We start from the raw sequence: 24,986 nt of genomic DNA on the forward strand, positions 1-24,986 counted from the left end.
CTGGGGTGTCTGGAAGGACCTCGGCGCCTGCTGACCCACGGCTGACGCACCCCTGCGAAAGACCCCCGGCGGCGGATTCTCACGGCCCTTGCCGCCGCCGGGCTCCCACCGCGCCGCGCCCCCCTGTCCGGGGCGCGGCGCTCCGCGTGTGGGCACTCCGCAGGTGCGCGTGTGTGCACTCCACGGGCGGACCGGGCGCTTCCCGCGTGTGCGGACCGAGGCCGGGGCCGTCAGTCTTGAGACATGAGCACGATCCTGGTGACCGGTGGCACGGGAACCCTCGGCAGGCCCGTCTGCGAGCGGCTGCGCGCGGACGGCCACGACGTACGGGTCCTCAGCAGGCACTCCCCGCCGTACGCGGTCGACCTGCGGCAGGGCGGGCCGCTGCTCGACCGGGCGGTCGACGGGGTGGACACGGTCGTCCACTGCAGCAACATCCTGCGCGGCGACAAGGACGCCGCCCGCATCCTGCTCGAGGCGGCGCGGCGCGCCGGGGTGCCGCACCTCCTGTACATCTCGATCATCGGCGTCGACCGGGTGCCGCTCGGCTACTACCGCACCAAGTACATGGTGGAGCGCATGATCCAGGGCTCCGGCGTCGGCTGGACGCTGCTGCGCACCACCCAGTTCCACGACCTGATCCTCCGGCTGCTCGAGGGCCTCGCCAAACCGCCAGTGATGCTGCTGCCCAAGGAGGTACGGGACCAGCCCCTGGAAGTGACGGAGGCGGCGGCGCGCCTCGCCGAGCTGGCCGCGGGGCGGCCGGCGGGCCGGGTGGCGGACATGGCCGGCCCGGAGATCCGTACCTTCGCCGAGCTGGCCCACTCGTATCTGCGGGCGAGCGGACGCCGGCGCCGCATCGTCGAGGTGCCGCTGCCGGGCAAGGTCTACCGGGGGTTGCGGCGCGGCGAGCACCTGGCCCCGGACCGCGCGGTGGGCCACGTGACGTTCGACGAGTTCCTGGCGCGGCGGTTCGCTCCGTAACCGTCCGGGCACTCACCGGGCCATGTCCGTCTCCGTCATCGGTGTCGCCGGTTCCTCCAGGCCCGGCAGCGGCCAGCTCTGGAACAGGGACAGGACGGCGAGGGCCAGGAACGCGGCGCCGACGACGACGGAGAAGACCGGGCCGAGCCGCCAGAGCTTCTCGGTGAAGATCACCCCGGCCAGCACCGCCATCGCGAGGACGTTCATGACGCCGAGCGGGACGAGGACGATCATCAGTCCCCAGCAGCAACCGACGCAGTACAGGCCGTGGTGCAGCCCGACCCTCAGGTCCCGGGCCCAGGGCTTGAATCCGGCGTACCGCACGAGCGTGCCCATGGGGCTGCGGCAGTGCAGCAGGCAGGCCGTCTTCAGCGGGCCGAACTGGTGCAGCCCGGCGAGCAGGAACGCGGAGGCACCGATCCAGCGCCCGGCGTCGGGGTGGTCCGCCACCAGGGTGCCGGTCACGGCGAGGAGCCCGTACGCCAGGAGGCCGAAGGCCGTCCAGGCCAGCAGGTAGCCGCCCACGAACTGGGTCAGCCGGGAGGCTCGCGCCATACCGGTCGACCGTCGGCCGATGGACCGGGCCCAGGTGAGGGCCACCGGTGCCACGGACGGGAACATCATGGCGATCATCATGATCAGCCAGAGCAGCAGGAACAGCGGGACGCCCATGCCCATCGTGCCGGGCTCGATCCCCATGTCGCGGGCCTGGGCGACCACCAGGACCCAGGCGAGCACCGCGAGGGTCGCCATCAGGGACCAGGCGAGCGCGAGGTCCCTGGCCGACAGCAGGTTCGCCGTTCTCAGGGGCGGTGCGAGGGTCTTCCGGTCGAGCCTCACCCCTCCAGCTCAGCACAGCGGACGTGGGGGCGCGACAGCTGCCCGGCCGTGCGATGGCCCCGGGTGGGACGGGGGAGGAAAATCGGAGGTGGGGACCCCTCCAAGGAGGCGGCGTGATGTCCGAGACGACGGCGACCGTCCCGCGGTGGCACACAGCGGGAGACTGGTTCGACACCTGCCGGTGCGACGTACCGTGCCCCTGTTCCTTCGCCCAGCCGCCCACGTACGGCCGGTGCGACGGCGTCCTGGTGTGGCACATCCGCGACGGACGTTACGGGGACGTATCGCTGGACGGCCTCAACGTGCTGATGCTCGGCTCCTTCGTCGGCAACGTGTGGGCCAACGAGCACACCGACGCGTTCGCGGCGGTCTTCCTCGACGAGCGCGCCGACGAGGCTCAGCGCGGGGCGCTGCAGATGATCTTCGGTGGCCAGGCGGGCAGTTGGCCCGCGCAGTTCGGGGAGATGTTCGGCGCGGAGATGCGTGGCATGGACTTCGCCCCGATCGAGTTCGAGATGGCGGACGACCTTTCGAGCTGGCGGGCGTCCGTGCCCGGCCGGGTCGAGGCGCGTGGGGACGCCCTCACGGGGCCGACCACGCCGGAGGGCGCGCGCGTGCAGTCGACGAACCTCCCTGGTTCGGAGACGGGATCGGGTCAGGTCGTGACCTGGGGCCGGGCCACGGCCGACCGGGCCGACGCCTTCGGTTTCCAGTGGAACTGGGACGGCCGCTCCAGCAAGCACATCCCCTTCGACTGGACGGGCCCGTGACGGGGCCCTGATCCGCCGGACACCCCCTAGCGACCGGTCTGTGGAGGGCCGAAGAGCGCGTCCTGCGCCGCGTCGCGGGCGAGGAGGAGGGCGCCGCGCAGCACGGCCGTGTCGCCCAGGGTGGTCGGCCGGACCTCCGTACGCAGCGGCGAGAGGGCCGCGAGCGCCGATTCCACGCGGGCGGCGAGCGCGGTGCCGCCCTGGTCGCCCGTCTCACCGCCGAGGACCACGCAGCCGGGGTCGAGGACGGAGGCGACCGCTGCCGCGCCGACGGCCAGCCGCCCGGCCAGGGCGTCGAGGAAGGGGCCGTGGGCGAGCGCCGCGGACGGGTCGAGCCCGTGCTCGGCGGCGAGGGCCTCCACCGCGGCAGTGCAGGCCAGTTCGTGGAAGCCGCCGTCGCAGCCGGTGGCCGAGGGGAGCCCCGAGGTGCCGGGCACCGGCAGGAAGCCGATCTCGCCCGCGCCTCCGGAGGCCCCGCGGCGCAGCCGCCCGCCGAGGACGACGGCGGCGCCGACGCCCTGGCCGAGCCAGAGCAGGACGAAGTCCTCACGGTCGCGCGCCGCGCCCTCGCGCAGTTCGGCGACGGCGGCGAGGTTGGTCTCGTTCTCGACGAGGACCTGGGCGGGGAGCCGTTCCTGGAGGACGCCGACGAGCCGCCGGTGCCAGGCGGGCAGTCCCGAGGAGTCGCGCAGCTCACCGGTGGCCGGGTCGATGAGTCCGGGGGCGCCGACGGCGACGGTGTGCAGCCGGTCGGCGCCGGCCTCCTTCACGGTGCGCTCCAGGAGGGTGACCGCCTTCTCGACGGCGGATCCGGTGCCGCTGTCGCCGCCGACGGGTACGGAGGCCTCGGCGAGGGTGGTCCCGAGCAGGTCGGCGACGGTGACGGAGACGGAGCTGGTGCGTACGTCGAGGGCGGCGAGGTGCGCCCGGTCGGCGACGAGCCCGTACAGCTTGGCGTTGGGGCCGCGTCGCTCGGCTCCGGACTCCCCCACGACATGGACGAGCCCGGAGCCCTGGAGGCGGTCGACGAGGTCGGCGACCGTGGGGCGGGAGAGCCCGGTGAGGGTCTTGAGCTGAGTGGCCGTCAACGGGCCTTCGTCCTGGAGCAGTCGCAGGGCGAACCGGTCGTTGATGGCTCGTGCGGTGCTCGGGGATGCGGCCATGCGGCGATCCTCTCAGACGCGCTCCGGCACGGATGCCATCCCGCGATCTATTTATCAGGCAGGGTTCCTGATAGTTTACGCGCCAGACCACCAGCACGGCCACACACCACCACCCAGGGAGGGCACATGGCGGCGGAGACCGTCTTCAGCACCGAGCGTCTGCGGCGGGCGCGCTTCGCCGTCGCCGCGGTCTTCTGCGTCCACGGCGCGGTGACCGGCAGCTTCGCGACCCGTATCCCGTGGATCCAGGAGCACGCGGGCGTCAGCGCCGGACAGCTCGGGCTCGCTCTCGCCTTCCCCGCGCTCGGCGCCTCCCTCGCGATGCCGCTGGCCGGTGCCATCAGCCACCGCTTCGGCGCCCGCACGGCCCTGCGGGGCCTGCTCGCCCTGTGGACGCTCTCCCTGACGCTGCCCTCGCTGGCACCGAACATCTGGGGGCTGTGCGGCGTGCTCTTCGTGTACGGCGCGACCGCGGGCATGTCCGACGTGGCGATGAACGCGCTCGGCGTCGAGACCGAGAACCGGCTCGGCAAGTCCATCATGTCGAGCCTGCACGGCATGTGGAGCGTGGGCGCGCTCCTCGGTTCGGCCGCCGGCACGGTCGCGGCCCACATCGGCGCCGACGCCCGCGTCCACCACCTGATCGCGGCCCTGGCTCTCACCGCGCTCGGCATGGTCTGCTGCCAGGGCGTCCTGGACGTACAGGCCACGCCGGACGAGGAGGCACCGCCGCGGTTCTCGCTGCCGCCGAAGTCCGCGCTGATCATCGGCGCCATCGGCTTCTGCGCGGTGTTCGCGGAGGGCGCCAGCCTCGACTGGTCGGCCGTCTACCTCCAGGACGAGCTGGGCAGCTCGGCCGGGCTCGCGGCCGCATCGACGACCGCCTTCGCGCTGACGATGGCCGTGGCGCGGCTGGTCGGCGACCGCGTCGTGGACCGCTTCGGCGCGGTCCGTACGGTACGGGTCGGGGGTGCCGTCGCCACCCTCGGCGGGCTCATGGTCGTCCTCGCCCCGCACGCCGCCGTCGCGATGGCCGGATTCGGTCTCATCGGGCTCGGCGTCGCGGTCGTCGTCCCGCTCGCCTTCGCCGCGGCGGCCCGCAGCGGGCCGAACCCCAGCCAGGCCATCGCGGGCGTCGCCACCATCACGTACACCTCGGGTCTCATCGCCCCCTCGGCGATCGGCGGCATCGCCGACGCGACCTCGCTCGTCTTCTCCTTCGGCCTGGTCACCCTGCTGGCCCTGGGCCTGGTGATCGGGGCGGGCGTGCTCAGGCCCGGCGCCCGCGCGGCGGCGACCTCGGCCCGGGCGGACGGCGCCCCGGCGAAGAGCTCCGGCCCGGTCGCGTAACGGCGTCCCGGCGGGTCCGTCCGCTCCGGACCGGTCGGGACGCACGGCCGAGATCGGTTCCGGCAGGTCGCGGCGCATACCATGTGGCTGATCTTTTGCGGTCGCGACACGGCCGCCGGAACCTCGGAACGGGAGCGACCTCATGAACCTCGGCGTGCGCTGGACCCTGCACGGCGACGGGAGAACACCCGCTCCCGGGGCCGTCGTCCGGCCGGACGAGCGGCTCTCCTGGCCCCGCACCGTCGGCCTCGGCGCCCAGCACGTCGTCGCCATGTTCGGGGCGTCCTTCGTGGCTCCGGTCCTCATGGGTCTGGACCCGAACCTCGCGATCATGATGTCCGGTGTCGCGACCGCGATCTTCCTCCTCGCGACCCGCGGCACCGTCCCGTCCTACCTGGGCTGCTCGCTCTCCTTCGTCGGCGTCGCCGCCGCCATCCGGGCCTCGGGCGGCACCAGCGCCACCGTGACCGGCGCGGTCCTCGTCGTCGGCGCGGTGCTCTTCCTGGCCGGTCTGGCGGTACGGAAGTTCGGCGCGCGGATCATCCACGCGGCGATGCCGCCGATCGTGACCGGCGCCGTCGTCATGCTGATCGGCTTCAACCTGGCCCCGGTCACCGCGTCGACGTACTGGCCGCAGGACCAGTGGACGGCGCTGCTCGTGATGCTGTTCACCGGTCTGGCCGTGGTCTGTCTCCGCGGCTTCTGGTCCCGGATCGCGATCTTCCTCGGCCTGATCTTCGGCTACGCCATCTCCTGGATCTTCGACCTGGTCTTCGGCAAGATCCACTCGATGTCCCCGAGCGGCCAGGTCACCGACCACTGGCGGCTGGACCTCTCCGGTGTGTCGAAGGCCGACTGGATCGGCCTGCCGTCCTTCCACGGACCGAGCTTCGAGTGGTCCGCGATCCTGGTCGCGCTGCCCGTGGTCATCGCACTGATCGCCGAGAACGCCGGTCACGTCAAGGCCGTCGGCGAGATGACCGGCGACAACCTGGACGACAAGCTCGGCACGGCCATCGCCGCCGACGGCGCCGCCTCGATGCTGTCGACCGCCGTGGGCGGCCCGCCGAACACCACGTACTCGGAGAACATCGGCGTCATGGCCGCCACCCGGGTCTACTCGACCGCCGCCTACTGGGCCGCGGCCGGCTTCGCGCTCCTCTTCGGCCTCTGCCCGAAGTTCGGCGCGATCGTCGCCGCCATCCCCGGCGGTGTCCTCGGCGGCATCACCGTGATCCTCTACGGCATGATCGGTCTGCTCGGCGCCCAGATCTGGATCAACGCCAAGGTCGACCTGCGCAACCCGCTCAACCTGGTCCCGGCCGCCGCCGGCATCATCATCGGCGTCGGCGGGGTGAAGCTCACCTTCACCGACACCTTCGAGCTGGGCGGCATCGCGCTCGGCACGATCGTCGTCATCACCGGCTACCACGTGCTGCGGGCCTTCGCCCCGGCCCACCTCAAGGAGCAGGAGCCCCTCCTGGACTCCGGCACGAGCTCGTACGAGAGCAGCTCCGCCGGGGATCCGCTGTCGAAGAGCTGAGTGATTCGCCCGTTCTGGGGAAGCCGGGCCCAGGGAGTTCCCTCCCGGCCCGGCGAACTGGAAACCTGCCCCCATGGCGCAGACCCAGCAGCTCGGGCAGGACAGCGGTCATGACATCGGCCTGGACACGGGCCGGGACATCGGTCGGGACATCGGTCGCGACATCGGGCAGTTCGTCGCGGTCGACCCCGTGGTGGACCGGATGCGGACGCTCCGCGCCACCTGGCATCCGGCCGACGGGGTCGCCGTCTTCAACCGGGTCTACCTGACGGTCACCGAGGAGATCGGCCACGCCATCCAGGCGGGCACCTTCGCCGACCGCACGGCGGCCGCCACCCTCGACGTGCGGTTCGCCGAGCGCTACCTCACGGCGGTCGACACCGTCGCCACCGGCGGCCCGGCGCCCGCCTGCTGGCGGCCGCTCTTCCACTACCGGCGCCACCCCGGCGTACGACCGCTGCAGTTCGCGCTCGCCGGGATCAACGCCCACGTAGGCCACGACCTGGCGCTCGCGGTGGTCGACACCTGCCGCGTCCTGGAGTGCGCGCCCGCCGATCTGGAGGACGAGTTCGACCGGGTCGGCGACATCCTCCTCCTCCTGGAGGAGCGCATCAGGGAGGAACTGATGCCGGGCCCGGACCTCCTGGAGATCGCGGACCCGCTGACGCATCTGCTCGGCTGCTGGAGCCTGGACCGGGCCCGCGACGGGGCCTGGCTGGCGGCGCGCTCGCTCTGGCAGCTGCGCGGGCTGCCGGAGCTGGCCGGGGAGTTCACCGAGCGGCTCGACCGGTCGGTGGGCCTGGTGGGGCGGATGCTGCTCACGCCGCTCACCAGGCCCTGAACCGTACGGGGACTCAGTCCTCCGGCAGCTCGACCGGGGCGATCTCCTCGTAGACGTCGCCCGGACCCGGGTTGGTGGCGTCGGTGCCGCCGCCGAAGTGGTGCATCACGCCCCACACCGCGTTGAGCGCCGTCTGCACCGCGCCCTCGGCCCAGCCGGCCGTCCAGGAGATGTCGTCGCCCGCGAGGAAGATGCCCCGCTTGTCCTCGGGCAGCTGCTCCTGCATGAAGTGCGTGAACAGGCGGCGCTGGTAGCGGTAGTGGCCCGGCAGGTTCGCCTTGAAGGCGCCCATGAAGTAGGGCTCGTTCTCCCAGGAGACCGTCACCGGGTTGCCGATGATGTGCTTCCGGATGTCGACCTTCGGGTAGATCTCGCCGAGCGACTTCAGCATGACCTCCATCCGCTCGTTGGCGGAGAGCGGCAGCCACTTCAGGCTGTCGTCGCACCACGTGTACGAGAGGCAGATCGTGGCCGGCTTGTCCGGGCCGTCGTCGAGCAGGTACGTGCCGCGGGTCATCCGGTCGGTCAGCGTCATCGACATGACGTCGCGGCCGGTCTCCTCGTCCTTGTCCAGCCAGAACGGCCGGTCGACGGGCACGAAGAGCTTCGAGGACTCCATGTAGTGGGTGCGCTCGATCGCCGTCCAGTGGTCGATCGGGAAGAGCGAGTCGTCGCAGGCGATCTTGGAGAGCAGCATCCAGGACTGGGCGGTGAAGATCGCCGCCGGGTACGTACGGATGTCGCCGGAGGCGTCGGTGACGGTGATCCGGTTGCCGGCGGTCCGGTTGAGGCGGGTCACGGCCGGCTTCGGGGTGCCCTCGTGCAGGGAGCTGAGCGAGGTGCCCGGCGCCCAGTGGACGATCTTCTCCGGCTCGCGCTCCCACAGGCGCAGCGGCAGCTGCTGCGAGCCGCCCACGATGCCGCGGTGGTGGTCGTCCGCCTCGGTGTAGACGACGCGGAGGATCTCCAGGATGGAGTTGGGGAAGTCGGTGTCCCAGCCGCCGGTGCCGAAGCCGACCTGGCCGAAGATCTCGCGGTGGCGGAAGGACTTGAAGGACTCCGACTCGCAGAGGAAGCCGTAGAAGGTCTGGTTGTCGAGCTTCTCGACGAGCTTCGACCAGATCTCGCGGATGCGCGGGACGTCGCGCTCGCGCATGGCCTGGTTCATGTCGGAGAAGTCGGCGCCCTCGTCCAGACAGGCGTTCCACGCGTTCATCACGTCGCGGTAGACCTGCGGGAGGTCGTCCACGGTGGTGGCGTAGTGCGACTCGCCCTTGAGGTCGACGACGGTCGAGGGGGTCGACTCGGCCAGCGGGTTCGGGAACGGCGTGGTCTCCAGGCCGACCAGGTCGATGTAGTGCTGGAGCGCGGTCGAGGAGGGCGGGAAGCGCATCGCGCCCATCTCAGCGGTGAGGCCCTCGGTGGCGGTGCCCTCGAAGCCCACGGTCCGCAGCCGGCCGCCGATCTGGTCGGCCTCGTAGACGACGGGCTTGAGGCCCATCTTCATGAGCTCGTACGCGGCGATGATGCCGGAGAGACCGCCGCCGATGACGGCGACCTCGGTGCCGTGCTCGGTGGCCGGTATCTGGCCGAGCCCGGCCGGGTGGGCCAGGAAGTCGTCGTAGGCGTACGGGAAGTCCGGACCGAACATGGTGATCGGCGGCTGGCCGTCGCTGTGGGGGACGGCGGTCGTGGGCACCGTGGACGTCATGGGGTACGGACTCCTTGCACGGAAAAAGGTGAGGCGGTCGGGAAGGCGGGGAGGGGCGGCTCAGACGAGGGGGCCGTAGAGGCCCGGGCGCCGGTCGCGGAGGTAGGGGTTCTCCGCGCGCGAGGCCGCCAGGAAGTCGGGGTCGACGTCGCCGATGACGAGCTCCTCGCCCCGCCCGGCGCGGGCGCGGGCGGTGCCGTCGGGGCCGGCGAGGGCGGAGAGGCCGACGAACTCGAAGTCGCCCTCGGGGCCGGTCCGGTTGGCGTACGCGATGTAGAGCTGGTTCTCGAAGGCACGGACCGGCACCACGGACAGGGGCACGATCTCGGCGGGGTGCATGAGCGCGGTCGGTACGAGGAGGAGGTCCGTGCCGGCCAGCGCGTGCGCCCGGACGTTCTCCGGGAACTCGACGTCGTAGCAGATCATCATGCCGACGGTGAGACCGCCGAGCTCGGCCTGGACGACGGCCTGGTCACCGGGGGTGAACCAGGTCGTCTCGAAGCCGCCGAAGAGGTGGGTCTTGCGGTAGTCGGCGAGCGGTTCCCCGTCGGCGCCGATGAGCCGGGCCGCGTTGTACAGGACCCCGTGCCGCTCGGTGTCCCGCTCCGGGTAGCCGTAGCCGACGGCGAGGCCGTGGCGCACGGCGATCGCCGCGACGGCGCGGGCGGAGGGGCCGTCGGCCGGTTCGGCCAGGCGCGCCATGTCGGCGCCGATGGCGTACCCGGTGAGGAACAGCTCGGGGGCGAGCAGCAGGCCCGCTCCGGCGGCGGCCGCGCGGCCGGCGGCCTCGTCGAGGATCTTGAGGTTGGCGGCCACGTCACCGAGCTCGCCGGAGCTCTGGAGCAGGGCGGTGCGCAGCGCGGGCATGGTGATCCTCGGGTGGGTCGGAGTACAAGGGGGAGACGTCAAAAACGGTACGGTTTCGCGCTCTGTTCGGACAAGGCGGGAGCGTTGCGGACCGACCGTCGAACCGTTGCGCGATCTCCGGCCACCACGGCGATTCGTTGCGCGGGGCTCCGCCCGGGGTCGTACGGCTCCCCGCCGCGCGGCGGAGACGAGGACCGTCCTGCGGCCCGACGCCCGGCCGGCGGCCGCGCGGAAGAGTGGTGCTCGTCCGGAAGACCTGCCGGACGACCTGCCGAAGGGAACGGGAAGCCATGAACCGCCGTACGAAGATCGTCGCCGTCGCCGCCGCCGTCCTGCTGACGCTGGGAGCCGGGGGTATCGCCGCCGCCTCGGTGGACGAGGCTCCCGCCCCGGCCGCGGCCCGGGCCGCCGTCTCGGAGGCCGCCGCGCTGACCGGCACGGCCAAGCTGTACCGGCCGGCCGGGGACGACATCACCTTCACCTTCGACGCGCATCTCGCCGAGAAGGACCGGCAGGATCCGATGAAGGCCACCGGCACGTTCCGCTTCAGCCACTACAAGGGCGACTGGGGCGGCTACGCGAAGGTCAAGGTCGACTGCCTCACGACGGGCGGCAAGGTGGCCGTCGTCTCCGGCGTCGTCGTCGAGACCGATGTGAAGGAGTTCAAGAAGGCGCGCGTCGGGGTCACGGTCCACGACGACGCAAACGGCGACCGGCTCGGCTACACCTGGATGACCGCCGACCCGAAGAAGGACAAGGTGCCGCCGTGCATCAGCGGCGCCCCGTTCGAGAAGGTCAAGGAGGGGACGGGCGACTTCAAGGTCGTGCCCTGGGAGTTCGTGTACCCGACCGAGTAGACCGCCCCACGGGGGTGGGCGGGCGAAGGGCGGTGCGGGAACCACGGCCCGCACCGCCCCGACCGCCCGTACCTCGCGGGGTTACGCGGGCGAGCCCGAGGAGAAGCGCCGCAGCAGCGGCGAGAGCACCAGGACGGACTTGGTGCGCTCCACGAAGGGCTCGCCCGCGATCCGCTCCAGGACGCGCTCGAAGTGGCGCATGTCCGAGGCGAAGACCTGCACGACGGCGTCCGCGTCACCGGTGACGGTCGACGCGGACACCACCTCGGGATACCGCTCCAGACCTCGCCGGATGTCGTCCGGCGAGGTGTTGTGGCGGCAGTAGATCTCGACGAAGCCCTCGGTCTCCCAGCCGAGCGCCGCCGGGTCCACCCGTACGGTGAATCCGGTGATGGCGCCCTCGGCCCTGAGCCGGTCCACGCGCCGTTTCACGGCGGGCGCGGAGAGTCCGACGAGCGAGCCGATGTCGGCATAGCTGCGGCGGGCGTCCTCCGCGAGGGCGTGGACGATGCGTTCGTCGAGGTCGTTGAGTCGCACTACGGGTGGATCACTTCTCTGCTGGGGCCTCTGCCACGGCCGGGGCCGGGGCCAGTCGGGAGCGGCGCATGCCGTACAGGAAGTAGAACACGAGCCCGGCGGCCATCCAGCAACCGAAGACCGTCCAGGTGGAGGCGCCGAGGCTGAACATGTTGTAGACGCAGAAGCCGAAGCCGAGGACCGGGAAGAGCCAGCCGAGCGGCACGCGGAAGGTGCGCTTCATGTCCGGGCGGGTCTTGCGCAGGATGACGACCGCGATGTTGACCAGCGCGAAGGCGAAGAGGGTGCCGATGCTGGTGGCGTCGACGAGCTCGCCGAGCGGGATGGCCGCCGCGAGGACACCGCAGAAGATCGAGACGATCACGGTGTTGACCCGCGGGGTGCCGGTCTTGGTGCTGACCTTGCCGAAGACCTTCGGGACGAGGCCGTCGCGGGACATGGCGAAGAGGACACGGGTCTGGCCGTAGAGGACGGTCAGGACGACGCTCGCGATGGAGATGACGGCGCCGGCGGCGAGCAGCGTGCCCCAGAAGGTCTGGCCGCTCACATCGTTCATGATCGCGGCGAGGGAGGCCTTGGAGCCCTCGAAGTCCTTCCAGTTCCACGCGCCGACGGCGACGGCGGCCACGAGGACGTACAGGGTGGTGACGATGATCAGCGAGAGCATGATCGCCCGCGGCAGGTCGCGCTGCGGGTTCTTCGCCTCCTCACCTGCGGTGGAGGCGGCGTCGAAGCCGATGTACGAGAAGAAGAGGCTGGCGCCGGCGGCGCTGACCCCGGCCATGCCGAGCGGCATGAAGTCCGAGTAGTTGCCGGACTTGAAGCCCATGAAGCCGATGGTGCAGAAGAGCACGAGCGCGGCGATCTTCACCACGACCATGATCGTGTTGGCGCGGGCCGACTCCTTCGCGCCGCCGAGCAGGAAGACCATCGCCAGCAGGACGACGATCAGGGCCGGCAGGTTGATGATGCCGCCCTCGCCGGGGGCGGAGGAGAGCGCGTCGGGGATGGTGACGCCGATGGTGCCGTCGAGGAGCTCGTTGACGTACTCGCCCCAGCCGACGGCCACGGCGGCGACGGAGACGCCGTACTCCAGGACCAGGCACCAGCCGCAGACCCAGGCGACGAGTTCGCCCATCGTTGCGTACGCGTACGAGTACGAGGAGCCGGCGACCGGGATCGCACCGGCCAGCTCGGCGTACGAGAGGGCGGAGAAGAGCGCGGTGAGGCCGGCGATCACGAAGGCCAGGGTGACCGCGGGGCCGGCCTGCGGGACGGCGTCGCCGAGGACGACGAAGATGCCGGTGCCGAGCGTGGCGCCGATGCTGATCATGGTCAGCTGCCACATGGAGAGCGAGCGGCGGAGACTGCCGCCCTCGCCCTGCCCACCCTCGTTGACCAGGCGTTCAACCGGCTTGCGCCGGGTGAGTGCGCCGAGCATGGAGGTCTTGGGGGTGGTCGTGTCGACGACCGGTGGGGCTGCGCCGTGGTCCAGCACTGCGGAGGCTCCTTATCGCTGCCTGTAGGCGGTGGGACGACCACGGCGGCACGTGGGCATGCCGAAGCAAGCCCACGGGGGAGGGGAACCGCCGAGCAGGCGGTCGCCGCCACTCCTGGTACGGGGCACGAGCCTAAGGGGATGAGGTTCGCACTCGTAATGCAGGGTTGTTGCGCAGTGCCGGATGATCATTGCGCGCTCGCGGCGCAGACGGGGAAACATTGCGCGCCCCTGCATGAATCGGCACATTGGGGTCTCCTCGCCGTCCCTGGCGGCGCGGCGCGACCGGCCGCCCGAGCGCGTGCACGTGCCTTGACTCCTCGTGCCCCGTGACCCACGCTGCGAGCCCCCGGCAACCCCACGATCGGAGGCCTCGGTGGGCTGGCTCGCCCCGGCGCCCTTCCTGCGCGGCACGGCCTGGCTCGACGGGGACCGGCCCGTCCGGGCGGACCCCGCCGACCTGGAGCGGCTCCCGTGGGACATCGCCGAGCGGGCGGCGCTGCCCATCGGCGTACGCGTCGAGTTCACGGCGGAGCCCGGGACGCGGGCGGTGGAGCTGCGCTACCGCGCGGCCGTCCCGGAGCCGGACGACCCGCTCGCCGCGCTGCGGCACTGCTTCGCGCTGTGGCAGGGCCGGCGGCTCGTCGGCGAGACCTGCGCCGCCCCGGCGCCGGAGGGCACGGTCAGCCTCCCCCTGCCCCCGTGCGGCGGCGTCTTCACCGTCCACCTCCCCGAGGGCCAGTCCCCGGTCCCGCTCGCCCTGAGGGCCGTCGGGGGCCGCCTCTCCCCCGCCCCTGTCCGGCCCCGCTGGCTCGTCCACGGCGACTCGATCACCGAGGGCTGGTGGTCGACGCGCCCCGCGCACTCCTGGCCCGCCACGGCCGGGCGGCTGCTGGGACTCGACCCGGTCAATCTGGGGTACGCGGGCGGGGCGCGCGGCGAGCTCCCGCTGGCCGAGCACCTCGCGCGGCTCCCGGGCGAGGTGGTCACCCTCGCTTTCGGCACCAACTGCTGGTCCCGGGTCCCCGTGACGGCCGACTGGCTGTACGCGACCGTCCGGGCGTTCGTCGCCCTGGTCCGCCGGGGCCATCCGGCCGTCCCGCTGCTGATCGTCTCGCCCGTCCTGCGACCGGAGGCCGAGCACACCCGCAACGCCCTCGGAGCCACGCTCACGGAGCTGCGCAGGGCCATGGAGCGCGCGGGCCGCGATCTGGCCGCCGAGGGGGACGGACGGCTCCTGGTCCTCCCCGGGCGCCCTCTGCTCGGCCCCGAGCACCTTGCGGACGGACTGCACCCGAACGACCGGGGGCACGCCCGGATCGCGGCGGCGGTGGCGGAGGTCCTGCTCCCCCACGTGCCGGTCAGCCGCCCCGTACCGCCAGAGGCCTGACCAGGAAGGTGCACGCGTCCGCGCAGGCGTGCGTGCGGCCCGCCGCGTCCGTCCAGGCCCAGCGGTCGGTGTAGGCGACGACGGGCTCGTAGCCGAGCCGCGCGTACAGCGCGGCCGCCCGCGGGTTGTCACGGGCCACCCCGAGCCCCAGAGCGGTCCCGCCACGCTCGCGCACCAGCTCCTCGGCGGCGTGGACCAGCGCCGTCCCGATGCCCTGCCCGCGGAGCCCCTCGGGCCACACGTCAAGGCCGTTGAGCTCGGGGCAGTCGCCGAGGGCGGCCCGCACCTCGGGGGCGGCGCAGCCGTCCCAGCGGACCTGTCCGTGGCCGACGGGCACACCGTCGCGCCACGCGAGGAGGTACGTCCCGGCCCCGGCCTCCTGGCGCGCGAAGCGGTCGGCGTGGCGGCTCGGCGCCCCGGGAGCGGGGATGTGGCGGTCGAGTACGGGCACGTCCTCGGCGCGGCAGGGCCTGATCTCCATGCGCCGACCGTACGGGAACGCCGTGGGCCCCCGGGGAGGATTTCCCCGGGGGCCCACGGCGTACGACGGTGAAGGACTAGCTCCAGCTGGCGTGCAGCGGCTTGCCCTCGGCGTAGCCGGCGGCGGACTGGATGCCGATCACGGCCTTCTCCTCGAACTCGGCGAGCGAGCCGGCACCGGCGTAGGTGCAGGAGGAGCGGACGCCCGCGATGATCGAGTCGATCAGGTCCTCGACGCCCGGACGGGACGGGTCGAGGAACATGCGGGAGGTGGAGATGCCCTCCTCGAACAGCGCCTTGCGGGCGCGGTCGTAGGCGGACTCGTCGCTCGTGCGGTTCTTGACGGCGCGGGCGGAGGCCATGCCGAAGGACTCCTTGTAGAGCCGGCCGTTGGCGTCCTGCTGGAGGTCGCCGGGCGACTCGTACGTGCCGGCGAACCAGGAGCCGATCATCACGTTCGACGCGCCGGCGGCGAGCGCCATGGCGACGTCGCGCGGGTGCCGGACGCCACCGTCGGCCCAGACGTGCTTGCCGTACTTCTTCGCCTCGGCGGCGCACTCCAGGACGGCCGAGAACTGCGGCCGGCCGACGCCGGTCATCATGCGGGTGGTGCACATCGCGCCGGGGCCGACGCCGACCTTGATGATGTCGGCGCCCGCGTCGATGAGGTCCTTGACGCCCTCGGCGGCGACGATGTTGCCCGCGACGATCGGGACCTGCGGGTCGAGCGCCCGCACGGCCTTGATCGCGGAGATCATCGACTCCTGGTGGCCGTGCGCCGTGTCGATGACGAGCGTGTCCACGCCCGCGTCGAGGAGCTGCTTGGCCTTGCCCACGAAGTCGCCGTTGATGCCGACGGCGGCGGCGATGCGCAGCTTGCCCTGGGCGTCGGTGGCCGGGGTGTACAGGGTCGCGCGGAGCGCGCCCCTGCGGGTCAGGATGCCGACCAGGCGTCCGTCCTTGTCGACGGCCGGGGCGTAGCGGCGGTTGGCGTGGTCCAGCGTGTTGAACGCCTCGCGCGGCTCGATGTCGGCGTCGATGAGGAGCAGGTCCTTCGACATGACCTCGGACAGCTGGGTGAAGCGGTCGACACCGGACAGGTCGGCGTCGGTGACGACACCGATCGGGCGGCGGTTCTCGTCGACGACGACACCGGCGCCGTGGGCCCGCTTCGGCAGCAGGGAGAGCGCGTCGGCGACGGTCTGGTGGGGCTCCAGGACGATCGGGGTGTCGAGCACGTGGTGGCGGCTCTTGACCCACGAGATGACGTCGGTGACGACCTCGATCGGGATGTCCTGGGGGATGACGACCAGGCCGCCGCGGCGGGCGACCGTCTCGGCCATGCGACGGCCGGCGATGGCGGTCATGTTGGCGACGACCAGCGGGATCGTCGTACCGGTACCGTCCGGCGAGGCGAGGTCCACCGCCTGGCGGGAACCCACGGCCGAGCGGCTCGGCACCATGAACACATCGTCGTACGTCAGGTCGTAGGGCGGCTTGACGTCATTGAGGAAACGCACGTGCTGACATCCCAGTCGTTCGGATCGGCCCCTAGGCATTTCAGCCAGGGGAAAAAGCACGTAGTTCATTGTCCCACGCCGGTACGAATACCAGCCCCGGGCGAATCATCCGAGCCTTGTGGCAGGGGGTTCGTCGGATCCTACGAGGCCCTCTCCCAGGGAGAGGAGGACACAGAGGCGGGTGGGGCGCTCGTCGACGGCCGTGGCGAAGACGTCCTGGGCGGTCCGCCACTCGTGGGGACGCGTCCTGGCGTACTCCTGCCAGCCGGTGACGACGACGGTGACGGGTTCGGGGAGATCGGTCAGGCAGTCCGCCAGGGCGTCCCAGTTCCGGCCGAACCACGCGGGCAGCGCGAGGGTCACGGCGCACCGGTCCATGAGGGCGGCCTTGTCCGTGACTCCGGTCAGGTCGAGGACGACGGCGTCGGCGAGTCTCATCCGAGAACCTCCCGGAAGGTCTCGTAGTGGTCGTCGGTCCAGTAGATCTCGCCGTCCCGCCCGGTGACGATCCGGCGCGCCCCCCGGTCGCGCTCGCCGGGGGTCTTCACGGTGTACTCGCGGTAGTACCCGCGTTCCTTGCGCGGCAGGATCCGCTCGAAGTTCGAGAAGACGGCGCCGTCCTTGGCGTACGGGTAGGGGCCGCCGCGCGCGATGAGGTCGAGCGTCCGGCGCGCCTCGGGAGGCAGGTCGGCGGCCCGGACGGTGGGCAGTCCCGAGATCCCGACCGCCCCGGTGGCCGCGTGGGCCGGGGCGGTGGCGGCAGGGGTGGTGGCGGTGGGAGCGGCGCGGGTCGGCCCCGTGGAGACCGCGTCGCCCGCGGTGGAGCATCCGGCCAGGAAGACGCACAGGACAAGCGTGAGGAGCACGCGAAAGGGCCGGAGCAGCATGTCCCGAACATACCGTTACGGGATGGCTCCGGCCCTGGGAAATCGCGGGGGCGTGCGGTGGCGGCTCAGCTGCCGTCGGGGTCCGTCCGGTCGAGCGCCGGGTGCGTGCCCGGGCTGGACTCGGTCAGCAGGTAGTCCGCCGCGGCTCGGTCCGTGACCAGGCTGGTGACGAGCCCGGAGCGGAGGACCGCACCGATCGCCGCCGCCTTGCGCTGCCCGCCGGCGATCGCCACGACCTCGGGGATGCGCCGCAGCCGGTCCGCCTCGACGGTGATGCACCGCTCGCCCAGGTCGCGGCCGACGCGGCGGCCCTCGGTGTCGAAGAGGTGCGCGGACATCTCGGCGGCGACGCCGAGCGAGGCGTAGTGGGCGCGCTCCGCGTCGGAGAGCATGTCGTGCACGGTCGAGATGCCCGGCTCCCAGGAGCCGATGGACACGCAGGCGACCGTCACCTTGTCGAAGTACTCGAAGGCCCGCGCGATGCCGGTCTGGCTGCGCAGCGCCGCTGCGGTCGCCGGGTCCGGCAGCAGCATGGGCGCGTAGATCGGGTGCGCCTCGCCGCCGGAGACCTGGGCGGCACGGCGGACGGCCTCGACCGAGCCGCGCTCGGCGGTCCCGGCGTCGTACACGCCGGTGAGCTGCACGACCGTACAGGGCGGCAGCCGGTCGAGCGCCGCCGCCATGTGGATGGTGGAGCGGCCCCAGGCGAGGCCCAGGACGTCGCCCTCGGTGACCAGTTCGCCGAGCAGGTCGGCCGCGACCTCGCCGAGGTTCTCCGGGTCCGGCGACTCGTCCTCGCCCTCCGCCGGGGACTCGACGACGACGGCGTGACGGAGTCCGTAGCGGGCGCGGAGCGCGTCGGAGCGCTCGGCGTCCAGCTCGGCCGGCACACGGATCTCGATGCGCACGAGGTCGCGCTCCAGGGCGGTCTCCAGGACCCGCGCCACCTTGAAGCGGCTCACGCCGAACTCCTCGGCGATCTGGATCTTGGACTTGCCCTCGAGGTAGAAGCGGCGGGCCATGGCCGCCGCCTGCACCAGCTCCGCGGGGCCCATCCGCAGGGCTGACCGTCCCGCCGACATACCCGCCACCGCGATCTCCTCACTGCTGTTCACGTACCGCTGTTCACACACGGCTGTTCGCATACGGCTGTCGTTCACACTCTGGACTCGCCGTTCATCCTGTCAGATCCGGCGGGCCTTGATCGGTCCTGTCGGCGGCCCGACGGGCCGCGTTCATCCGACGGTGGTTCAGTGGCCACACGCCCACGCGGCGGAGGCCGTCGTGGCCTCGGCGCGGGCCCGCAGCGAGGCCACGGCGGCCGCCGGGTCCGCCGCGCCGTAGACCGCCGAGCCCGCGACGAACACATCGGCACCGGCCTCGGCGCACCGCTCGATGGTGGACTCGGCGACACCGCCGTCGACCTGGAGCCACAGCTCCAGACCGTGCTTGGAGATCAGCTCACGGGTGCGGCGGATCTTGGGCAGCATGATGTCGAGGAAGGCCTGACCGCCGAAGCCGGGCTCGACCGTCATGATCAGCAGCATGTCGAGCTCGGGGAGCAGGTCCTCGTACGGCTCGATCGGCGTGGCCGGCTTGAGCGCCATGGAGGCCCGCGCACCCTTGGCCCGGATCTCCCGCGCGAGCCGCACGGGAGCGGCCGCGGCCTCGACGTGGAAGGTGACCGACCCGGCGCCCGCCTCCACGTACTGGGGCGCCCAGCGGTCGGGGTCCTCGATCATGAGGTGGCAGTCGAGCGGCGTACCCGTCGCCCGGGCGAGCGACTCGACGATCGGCACCCCCAGCGTCAGGTTGGGCACGAAGTGGTTGTCCATCACGTCGACGTGCAGCCAGTCGGCGCCCTCGACGGCCTTCGCCTCCTCGGCGAGCCGGGCGAAGTCCGCGGACAGGATGCTGGGGTTGATCTGCGCCATGTGCCAAGCCTCCCACGTTCTTGGGCACTTCTTTGCCGCTGAGCGGTTTCGGACTCGGTCCAGACCAATTTCGGTACGAAGCGACGAGCCGCGGACCGGGACGGACCGGGAGATTGCGGTCAGGTGGTCGAAGGGTCGGACGTCCGCGGGTCAGGCGGTACGGCGCAGCAGCGCCAGATACATGGCGTCCGTGCCGTGCAGATGCGGCCACAGCTGGACGTCCGGACCGTCACCGAGCGCCGGGACGCCGGGCATGAAGGGACGGGCGTCGATCAGATCGGCGCCGCCGACCTTCTTGAGGACGTCGTCGACGACGACCCGGGTCTCGGCGAGATGCGGCGAGCAGGTCGCGTAGCCGACGATCCCACCGACGCGCACGGCGCTCAGCGCCTCGGTCAGCAGGGCGCGCTGGAGCGGGGCGAAGCCGTCCAGGTCCTCGGGGCGACGGCGCCAGCGGGCCTCGGGGCGACGGCGCAGGGCGCCGAGACCCGAGCAGGGCACGTCCATCAGGACCCGGTCGAAGGAACCGGGGCGCCACGGCGGGCGGGTGCCGTCGGCGGCGATGACCTGGTAGGGGCCGGGGTTGCCGGCGAGGGCGCGCTCGACGAGGCGGGCGCGGTGCGGCTGCTTCTCGGAGGCGAGCAGCGCGGCGCCGCGCTCGGAGGCGAGGGCGGCGAGGAGGGCGGCCTTGCCGCCGGGACCCGCGCAGCCGTCGAGCCAGCGGGCGTCGGACCCTTCGAGCGTCGCGTTGGCCAGGGCGAGGGCGACGAGCTGGCTGCCCTCGTCCTGGACGCCGGCCCGGCCGTCCTTGACCGCCTCGATGGCACCGGGCTCGCCACCCTCGGCCATCCGCAGGGCGTACGGGGACCAGCGGCCCGGCAGCGTCTCGGTGACCGCGGCGAGCTCCTCGGTGGTGGAGCGGCCGGGGCGGGCGACGAGGGTGACCTCGGGCCGCTCGTTGTCGGCCTCCAGGAGGTCCTCGATGCCCGCGCGGCCGCCGCCGAGGGCGTCCCAGAGCGCCGAGACGACCCAGCGCGGGTGCGAGTGGACGACGGCGAGGTGGTCCTCGGCGTCCTTGTCGTACGGCGGGGCGACCTGCGCCACCCAGGCGTCGAGGTCCTGCTGCGAGATCTTCCGCAGGACGGCGTTCACGAACTTGGCCCGACCGTCGCCGAGCACCACCCGGGCGAGCTCGACGCTGGCGGAGACGGCCGCGTGGGTGGGGATCCGGGTCCCGAGCAGCTGGTGCGCGCCGAGCGCGAGCACGTCGAGCACGGGCGGGTCGACCTCGCGCAGCGGCCGGTCGATGCAGGCGGAGATGATCGCGTCGTACGTGCCCTGGCGACGCAGCGTCCCGTAGACGAGCTCGGTCGCGAGGGCCGCGTCCCGACCGTCGAAGTCGCCCTTCTCGCGGGCCTTCTTCAGGAGCGGCGGCAGCACCAGGTTGGCGTAGGCGTCGCGCTCGTCCACCGCCCTCAGCGCCTCGAAGGCGAGCATCCGGACGGGGTCCTTCTGGGGCCGCCGGTAGGGCTTGTGGGGACGGCGACGTGCCTGCTCGCTCAAAGGTGCTCCGCGTGACGAAATGAAGAGGTCGAACCCTCCAAGACTACGTCCGCCGCGGGCCTGACCGCGCCGGGGGCCGCCGAGCGGCCCCTGGCCGCGTGGTCTAGGCGCCCAGCCGCTCGCCGGGGGCGATGCGGACGCCACGGGCCCAGTCGGCGGCCTTCATCGGCTTCTTGCCCTGCGGCTGGACCCAGAGGAGCTCGACGGCGTACGAACCGGTGCCGGCGTACACGTTGTTCTTGCCGACCACGAGCTCGCCCGGGGCCAGGTCGGTGCGGTCCGGAAGGGGCGTGACCTGGATCAGCTTGAGGCGCTCGCCGCGGAAGAGCGTCCAGGCGCCGGGGGCCGGGGTGCAGCCGCGGACCACGCGGTCGACCCGCAGGGCGGGGGCCGCGAAGTCGACGTGCGCGTCCTCGACCTGGATCTTCGGGGCGAGGGTGATGCCCTCGACGGGCTGCGGGACGGCCTGGAGGTTGCCGTCCTCGATGCCGTCCATGGTCGCGGCGAGCAGTCCGGCGCCCGCGAAGGCGAGCCGGGTCAGCAGATCGCCGCTGGTGTCGGTCGGGCGGACGTCCTCGGTGACGACGCCGTAGACCGGGCCCGAGTCGAGACCCTCCTCGATCAGGAAGGTGGACGCGCCCGTCACCTGGTCGCCCGCCATCAGCGAGTGCTGCACGGGCGCCGCGCCGCGCCACGCGGGCAGCAGCGAGAAGTGCAGGTTGACCCAGCCCCGCGCGGGGATGTCGAGGGCGACCTTGGGAAGCAGGGCGCCGTAGGCGACGACCGGGCAGCAGTCCGGGGCGATCTCGCGGAGCCGGGCGAGGAAGTCCTCGTCGCGGGGGCGGACCGGCTTGAGGACCTCGATCCCGGCCTCCTCGGCCCGCTGGGCCACCGGGCTGGCGACGAGCCGCCGGCCGCGCCCCGCCGGGGCGTCCGGGCGGGTGACCACGGCGGCGACCTCGTGGCGGCCGGAGGCGAGCAGGGCGTCCAGGGCGGGTACGGCGACCTCGGGGGTGCCTGCGAAGACGAGCTTCATGGGTGGCGGCTGCCTGTCTGTCCGGGGGCTTTACGGGCAGCGCACCAGTCTAGAGGGCCGGTGGGAAGGGGGCGTACGGAAGGACGAGCGCCCCGCGCATATGCGTGTACGCCCCCGCAGCGTGACCCAACTCCGGGTGGCGCGTTGGTCAAGAGAGATTGACCGAATCGGGTCGCCGTTCCCCCCCTGCGACCCTCCCCCTTTCACGCCGGTTCGAGAGGCTTTCACATGGCCGACCACGCAACCCACGACGCCCAAGCCCGGGCGAGTCTGCACCTGTTGGTGCGGGACATCGAGCGGGTCCGGCGGCAGGTGGACGCACTGCGCACGCTCACGGCCCAGTTGGGCAATGTCTACCGTCCCCGCCGCTCCGGCCCGTCGACGGGCTTCGTCGTCTACGGGCGCGCGCCCGCCCCGACCGTCCGCCTCGCCCAGGAGCTGCGGGACAGCGTCGAGACCCTGGTGACCGCGGCGGTCGACTTCGACCGCTCGCTCGGTTTCTCGTGGGACGCGGTGGGTTCCGCGCTCGGTGTCACCAAGCAGGCCGTCCACCGCCGTTACGGAGCCCGTCGCGCGCCGCAGCCGGGCATCCCGGTGGAGCAGGACCACGGCACGGAGCCGGGCGTGACCCGCACCCTTCCCTCGGTGCCCGCCGCCCGCTCGATGCCGCCGCAGCCCACCTCGGGCAGTGCCACCCTCCGCGAGGACCCGCGCCCGTCGGCCCTCCCCGGCCCGCGCAACGGCTGACCCGCCGAGCCTCCGACGGCCGCCGCCCCCACCGGGGCCGGCGGCCGTCGCGCGTCTCGGCGGCCGTCGCACGTCGCCCGTATCGGCGGGACGCCGCGCTTCGCCCGCAGTCGGCGGTCGTCGCCGCCCGGAAGCGGCGGCGTCAGCCGATGTCCGGGGGGTCGACGCGGATCCGCACGGGTTCGCCCCCGCCGCGCGCGAGCCCGGCCGCCCGGGCCTGCTTGAGGGCCGCCGCGAGGGCCGCGCCGCTGCCCGGCGGCACCCGGACCAGGGCGCGCTCCCACTGCTCGCCCGGGGGCGGATCCCCGGGACGCCGCGGCCCGCCGGGGCGTACCACCGCCAGCGGCACCGGACCGAGGACCTCCGCGTCACCCGGCAGCCCGGCCGCCGCCAGGAAGCCCTCGACCGCCTCCGACGGACCGGACACCGCCGCCATCCGGGAGACCGGCGGGAAGCCCAGCTCGGCCCGCTCGGCCAGCTCCCGCTGGGCGTGGCCCACCGGGTCCCAGCGGACGAGCGCCTGGACCGGGCGGAGCGTCGGCTCGGCGACCACGACGACCGTGCCGCCCTCGGGCTGGCCCCGCACCAGCGAGGCCGCGTCGATCCAGCGGCGCAGCGCCTCCTCGCCCGCGCGCAGGTCGGGCCGGCCGAGCATGGCCCAGCCGTCGAGGAGCAGCGCGGCCGCGTAGCCGCCCTCGGCGACGGGTTCGGCGCCGGGGGTGGAGACGACGAGCGCCGGTCGCCCGGGCACGGTGTCCAGGATGTGGTCGCGCCCCGAGGTCCGCACCGGCACCGCCGGGAACGCCCGGCCGAGCTCCTCCGCCGTGCGCCGCGCGCCCACGATCTGGGCCCGCAGCCGGTTCGAGCCGCACGCCACGCAGTGCCAGTCGGGTGCGCCGCGCCCGCACCAGCCGCAGCGCAGCTCCTGCTGCTCGGGGGCCTCCAGGGGCCCGGCGCAGTGGCGGCAACGGGCGGGCGTCCGGCAGCGCTCGCAGGCCAGCCGGGGGACGTATCCGCGCCGGGGGACCTGGACGAGCACCGGCCCGGTCTTCAGCCCCTCCCGTACGGCCTGCCAGGCCAGCGAGGGCAGCCGGGCGGCGCGCGCGGCCTCGTCGCGGGCCAGTTCGCCGTCGCCGACGGTCCGGATCAGGGGGGCGGCCCTGCGGACCTGCTCGCGTCCGGCGCCGAGGGCCTTGGCCCAGCCGGACTCCACCAGCTGGGCGGCCTCGACGGTGCAGCTCGTGCTGCCGAGGAGGAAGGCGCACCGGTCGTGGGCGGCGCGCAGCAGAAGGACCTCGCGCGCGTGGGGCTGCGGGGCGTGCGGTTCGCTGTGGCTGCCGTCGCCGTCGTCCCAGATGACGGCGAGTCCGAGGTCCCGCACGGGGGCGAACATCGCGGCCCGGGTGCCGACGACGGCCCGCACGGAGCCGCGCCGGACGGCGAGCCATCGCGCGTACCGCTTCTCGGGGCCCGCTTCGGCGGTGAGGAGCGCGTGCCGCCCGTCCCCCAGGACCTCGGTCAGCGCCGCGTCGACCCGTCCGGCCGCCCGGCCGTCCGGTACGACGACGAGGGCGCCGCGGCCGGAGGCCAGGGTCGCGGCGACGGCGCGGGCGATCTCCTCGGCCCAGTGCGGTCCCGGCAGCGCGTTCCACACGGCCCGGGGCGCCCCGCCGCGCGCGAGGGAGTCCAGGAAGGCCGCCCCCTGCTCGTACCGCGTCCAGCTGCCGGGCTCCGGGCGCTTCGGCGGCGGCAGGGGCTCCGGAGAGGTCCGGCCCTCGGCGCGGGCGCTGCGCGGCGGCACGGCGAGCTGGAGCACGTCGGCGAGGCTGCCCGCGTACCGGTCGGCGACGGCCCGGGCGAGGCCGAGCAGCTCGGGGCCGAGCACCGGCTCGGGCGAGACGACGTCGGCGAGGGCCGCGAGGGGCCCGGAGTAGTCGGAGGTGGCCCGCCGCTCGACGAGGAAGCCGTCGATCAGCCGTCCGCCCTCGCGGCGCCCGTTCCGCACCTGGTGGGCGCCCGCCCCGAACCGCACCCGGACGCGCACCCCGGGCTTGGCGATGTCGTCCAGCTCCTCCGGGACCGCGTAGTCGAAGAACTGGTCGAGGTGGAGCGACCCCTTGTTCACGACGACCCGGGCGACGGGCAGCTCCTTGGCCAGCGCGGCCCCACGCCAGGTCCGCGGCTTGGCCCGCGGCACGTTCGCCTTCCGCACGGTCTCCCGAATGAGCGCGAGCTGCTCGGGCCCGTCGGAATTCTCGTTCTCGCTGCTCACAGCCCCATACCTACCAGACGGCACCGACAGTCGGGCAGACGGAAGCCCGGCACCCCCCAAGGGGTACCGGGCTTCCGTCACGTACAGCCGGGAAATCCGGGGTCCGGGGCCGCCGGACGCCGGGACCTACAGACCGGCGGCCTTCTTCAGGGCGTCCACGCGGTCGGTGCGCTCCCAGGTGAAGTCCGGCAGCTCA

At 73.1% G+C, this 24,986-nt stretch carries 23 protein-coding genes; 8 read left to right on the forward strand and 15 right to left on the reverse strand.

Annotated elements, in window-relative coordinates; genetic code table 11:
- Nucleotides 1-243 precede the first annotated feature (243 nt).
- Complete coding sequence (locus SGA01_RS38310; protein WP_141302793.1) at nt 244-984, forward strand: SDR family oxidoreductase; 741 nt, start codon at nt 244-246, stop codon at nt 982-984.
- Nucleotides 985-996: 12 nt separating this feature from the next.
- On the opposite strand, the gene SGA01_RS38315 is transcribed toward SGA01_RS38310, so the two are convergent.
- A complete protein-coding gene (locus tag SGA01_RS38315) occupies nt 997-1,824 on the reverse strand; it encodes a DUF2182 domain-containing protein (RefSeq protein ID WP_141302794.1) in 828 nt (275 codons plus the stop codon).
- A gap of 116 nt (nt 1,825-1,940) precedes the next feature.
- Here SGA01_RS38315 and SGA01_RS38320 point away from each other — a divergent pair, with 116 nt between their 5' ends.
- Nucleotides 1,941-2,594, forward strand: a complete 654-nt coding sequence (locus SGA01_RS38320) for a DUF1326 domain-containing protein (RefSeq protein ID WP_141302795.1) — start codon at nt 1,941-1,943, stop codon at nt 2,592-2,594.
- A 26-nt stretch (nt 2,595-2,620) separates the two neighbouring features.
- Here the strand turns inward: SGA01_RS38320 and SGA01_RS38325 are convergent, their stop codons facing one another.
- Complete coding sequence (locus SGA01_RS38325; protein WP_141302796.1) at nt 2,621-3,757, reverse strand: ROK family transcriptional regulator; 1,137 nt, start codon at nt 3,755-3,757, stop codon at nt 2,621-2,623.
- Nucleotides 3,758-3,883: 126 nt separating this feature from the next.
- Here SGA01_RS38325 and SGA01_RS38330 point away from each other — a divergent pair, with 126 nt between their 5' ends.
- The 3 genes from SGA01_RS38330 to SGA01_RS38340 all read left to right on the forward strand — a co-directional run bounded on the left by SGA01_RS38330 (nt 3,884) and on the right by SGA01_RS38340 (nt 7,491).
- Nucleotides 3,884-5,107, forward strand: coding sequence for an MFS transporter (locus SGA01_RS38330; protein ID WP_141302797.1), 1,224 nt, complete (start codon nt 3,884-3,886; stop codon nt 5,105-5,107).
- 142 nt (nt 5,108-5,249) lie between these two features.
- A complete protein-coding gene (locus SGA01_RS38335; RefSeq protein ID WP_141302798.1) occupies nt 5,250-6,650 on the forward strand; it encodes a uracil-xanthine permease family protein in 1,401 nt (466 codons plus the stop codon).
- Nucleotides 6,651-6,723: 73 nt separating this feature from the next.
- Nucleotides 6,724-7,491, forward strand: a complete 768-nt coding sequence (locus SGA01_RS38340) for a DUF5995 family protein (protein ID WP_255325368.1) — start codon at nt 6,724-6,726, stop codon at nt 7,489-7,491.
- Between the two features lie 13 nt (nt 7,492-7,504).
- On the opposite strand, the gene SGA01_RS38345 is transcribed toward SGA01_RS38340, so the two are convergent.
- A complete protein-coding gene (locus SGA01_RS38345; RefSeq protein WP_055644598.1) occupies nt 7,505-9,202 on the reverse strand; it encodes a flavin monoamine oxidase family protein in 1,698 nt (565 codons plus the stop codon).
- Nucleotides 9,203-9,262: 60 nt separating this feature from the next.
- Nucleotides 9,263-10,069: a carbon-nitrogen hydrolase family protein gene (locus SGA01_RS38350; RefSeq protein WP_141302800.1), complete on the reverse strand. Its 807-nt coding sequence runs from the start codon at nt 10,067-10,069 to the stop codon at nt 9,263-9,265.
- Between the two features lie 290 nt (nt 10,070-10,359).
- On the opposite strand from SGA01_RS38350, the gene SGA01_RS38355 reads away from it, so the two are divergent.
- Nucleotides 10,360-10,926, forward strand: a complete 567-nt coding sequence (locus SGA01_RS38355) for a Repetin (protein ID WP_141302802.1) — start codon at nt 10,360-10,362, stop codon at nt 10,924-10,926.
- A gap of 81 nt (nt 10,927-11,007) precedes the next feature.
- On the opposite strand, the gene SGA01_RS38360 is transcribed toward SGA01_RS38355, so the two are convergent.
- Complete coding sequence (locus tag SGA01_RS38360; protein WP_015032260.1) at nt 11,008-11,463, reverse strand: Lrp/AsnC family transcriptional regulator; 456 nt, start codon at nt 11,461-11,463, stop codon at nt 11,008-11,010.
- A 10-nt stretch (nt 11,464-11,473) separates the two neighbouring features.
- Nucleotides 11,474-12,961, reverse strand: a complete 1,488-nt coding sequence (locus SGA01_RS38365; RefSeq protein WP_174867683.1) for an amino acid permease — start codon at nt 12,959-12,961, stop codon at nt 11,474-11,476.
- Nucleotides 12,962-13,337: 376 nt separating this feature from the next.
- Here SGA01_RS38365 and SGA01_RS38370 point away from each other — a divergent pair, with 376 nt between their 5' ends.
- Nucleotides 13,338-14,351 carry a GDSL-type esterase/lipase family protein gene (locus SGA01_RS38370; RefSeq protein ID WP_141302803.1) on the forward strand — a complete coding sequence of 338 codons (1,014 nt, stop codon included), beginning with the start codon at nt 13,338-13,340 and terminating at the stop codon, nt 14,349-14,351.
- Here SGA01_RS38370 and SGA01_RS38375 read toward each other — a convergent pair.
- The 8 genes from SGA01_RS38375 to fmt form a co-directional block, all read right to left on the reverse strand.
- Nucleotides 14,323-14,832: a GNAT family N-acetyltransferase gene (locus SGA01_RS38375; RefSeq protein ID WP_141302805.1), complete on the reverse strand. Its 510-nt coding sequence runs from the start codon at nt 14,830-14,832 to the stop codon at nt 14,323-14,325. The genes SGA01_RS38370 and SGA01_RS38375 overlap by 29 nt on opposite strands.
- Nucleotides 14,833-14,908: 76 nt before the next feature.
- Complete coding sequence (locus SGA01_RS38380) at nt 14,909-16,351, reverse strand: GuaB1 family IMP dehydrogenase-related protein (protein WP_167534284.1); 1,443 nt, start codon at nt 16,349-16,351, stop codon at nt 14,909-14,911.
- A 105-nt stretch (nt 16,352-16,456) separates the two neighbouring features.
- Nucleotides 16,457-16,789 (reverse strand): barstar family protein, encoded by a 333-nt coding sequence (locus SGA01_RS38385; protein ID WP_141302813.1) that lies wholly within the window; start codon nt 16,787-16,789, stop codon nt 16,457-16,459.
- A complete protein-coding gene (locus SGA01_RS38390; RefSeq protein ID WP_141302815.1) occupies nt 16,786-17,238 on the reverse strand; it encodes a guanyl-specific ribonuclease in 453 nt (150 codons plus the stop codon). The genes SGA01_RS38385 and SGA01_RS38390 overlap by 4 nt, the downstream gene beginning before the upstream one ends.
- 65 nt (nt 17,239-17,303) lie before the next feature.
- Nucleotides 17,304-18,353: a sugar-binding transcriptional regulator gene (locus SGA01_RS38395; protein WP_174867684.1), complete on the reverse strand. Its 1,050-nt coding sequence runs from the start codon at nt 18,351-18,353 to the stop codon at nt 17,304-17,306.
- Nucleotides 18,354-18,488: 135 nt separating this feature from the next.
- Entirely contained in the window at nt 18,489-19,172 is a 684-nt protein-coding gene (rpe, locus tag SGA01_RS38400) for a ribulose-phosphate 3-epimerase (RefSeq protein WP_024760842.1), read from the reverse strand.
- Nucleotides 19,173-19,322: 150 nt separating this feature from the next.
- On the reverse strand, nt 19,323-20,735 hold the full coding sequence (locus SGA01_RS38405) for an RsmB/NOP family class I SAM-dependent RNA methyltransferase (protein ID WP_141302817.1): 1,413 nt from the start codon (nt 20,733-20,735) through the stop codon (nt 19,323-19,325).
- A 103-nt stretch (nt 20,736-20,838) separates the two neighbouring features.
- Nucleotides 20,839-21,771, reverse strand: coding sequence for a methionyl-tRNA formyltransferase (fmt, locus tag SGA01_RS38410; RefSeq protein WP_141302819.1), 933 nt, complete (start codon nt 21,769-21,771; stop codon nt 20,839-20,841).
- 228 nt (nt 21,772-21,999) lie between these two features.
- Here fmt and SGA01_RS38415 point away from each other — a divergent pair, with 228 nt between their 5' ends.
- Nucleotides 22,000-22,518 (forward strand): hypothetical protein, encoded by a 519-nt coding sequence (locus tag SGA01_RS38415; RefSeq protein ID WP_055644585.1) that lies wholly within the window; start codon nt 22,000-22,002, stop codon nt 22,516-22,518.
- Nucleotides 22,519-22,660: 142 nt separating this feature from the next.
- Here the strand turns inward: SGA01_RS38415 and SGA01_RS38420 are convergent, their stop codons facing one another.
- Entirely contained in the window at nt 22,661-24,790 is a 2,130-nt protein-coding gene (locus SGA01_RS38420; RefSeq protein ID WP_141302821.1) for a primosomal protein N', read from the reverse strand.
- Nucleotides 24,791-24,986: the final 196 nt, after the last annotated feature.

Origin of the sequence: Streptomyces gardneri (assembly GCF_006539185.1) — a bacterium.
GTDB classification, from domain to species: Bacteria; Actinomycetota; Actinomycetes; order Streptomycetales; family Streptomycetaceae; genus Streptomyces; species Streptomyces gardneri.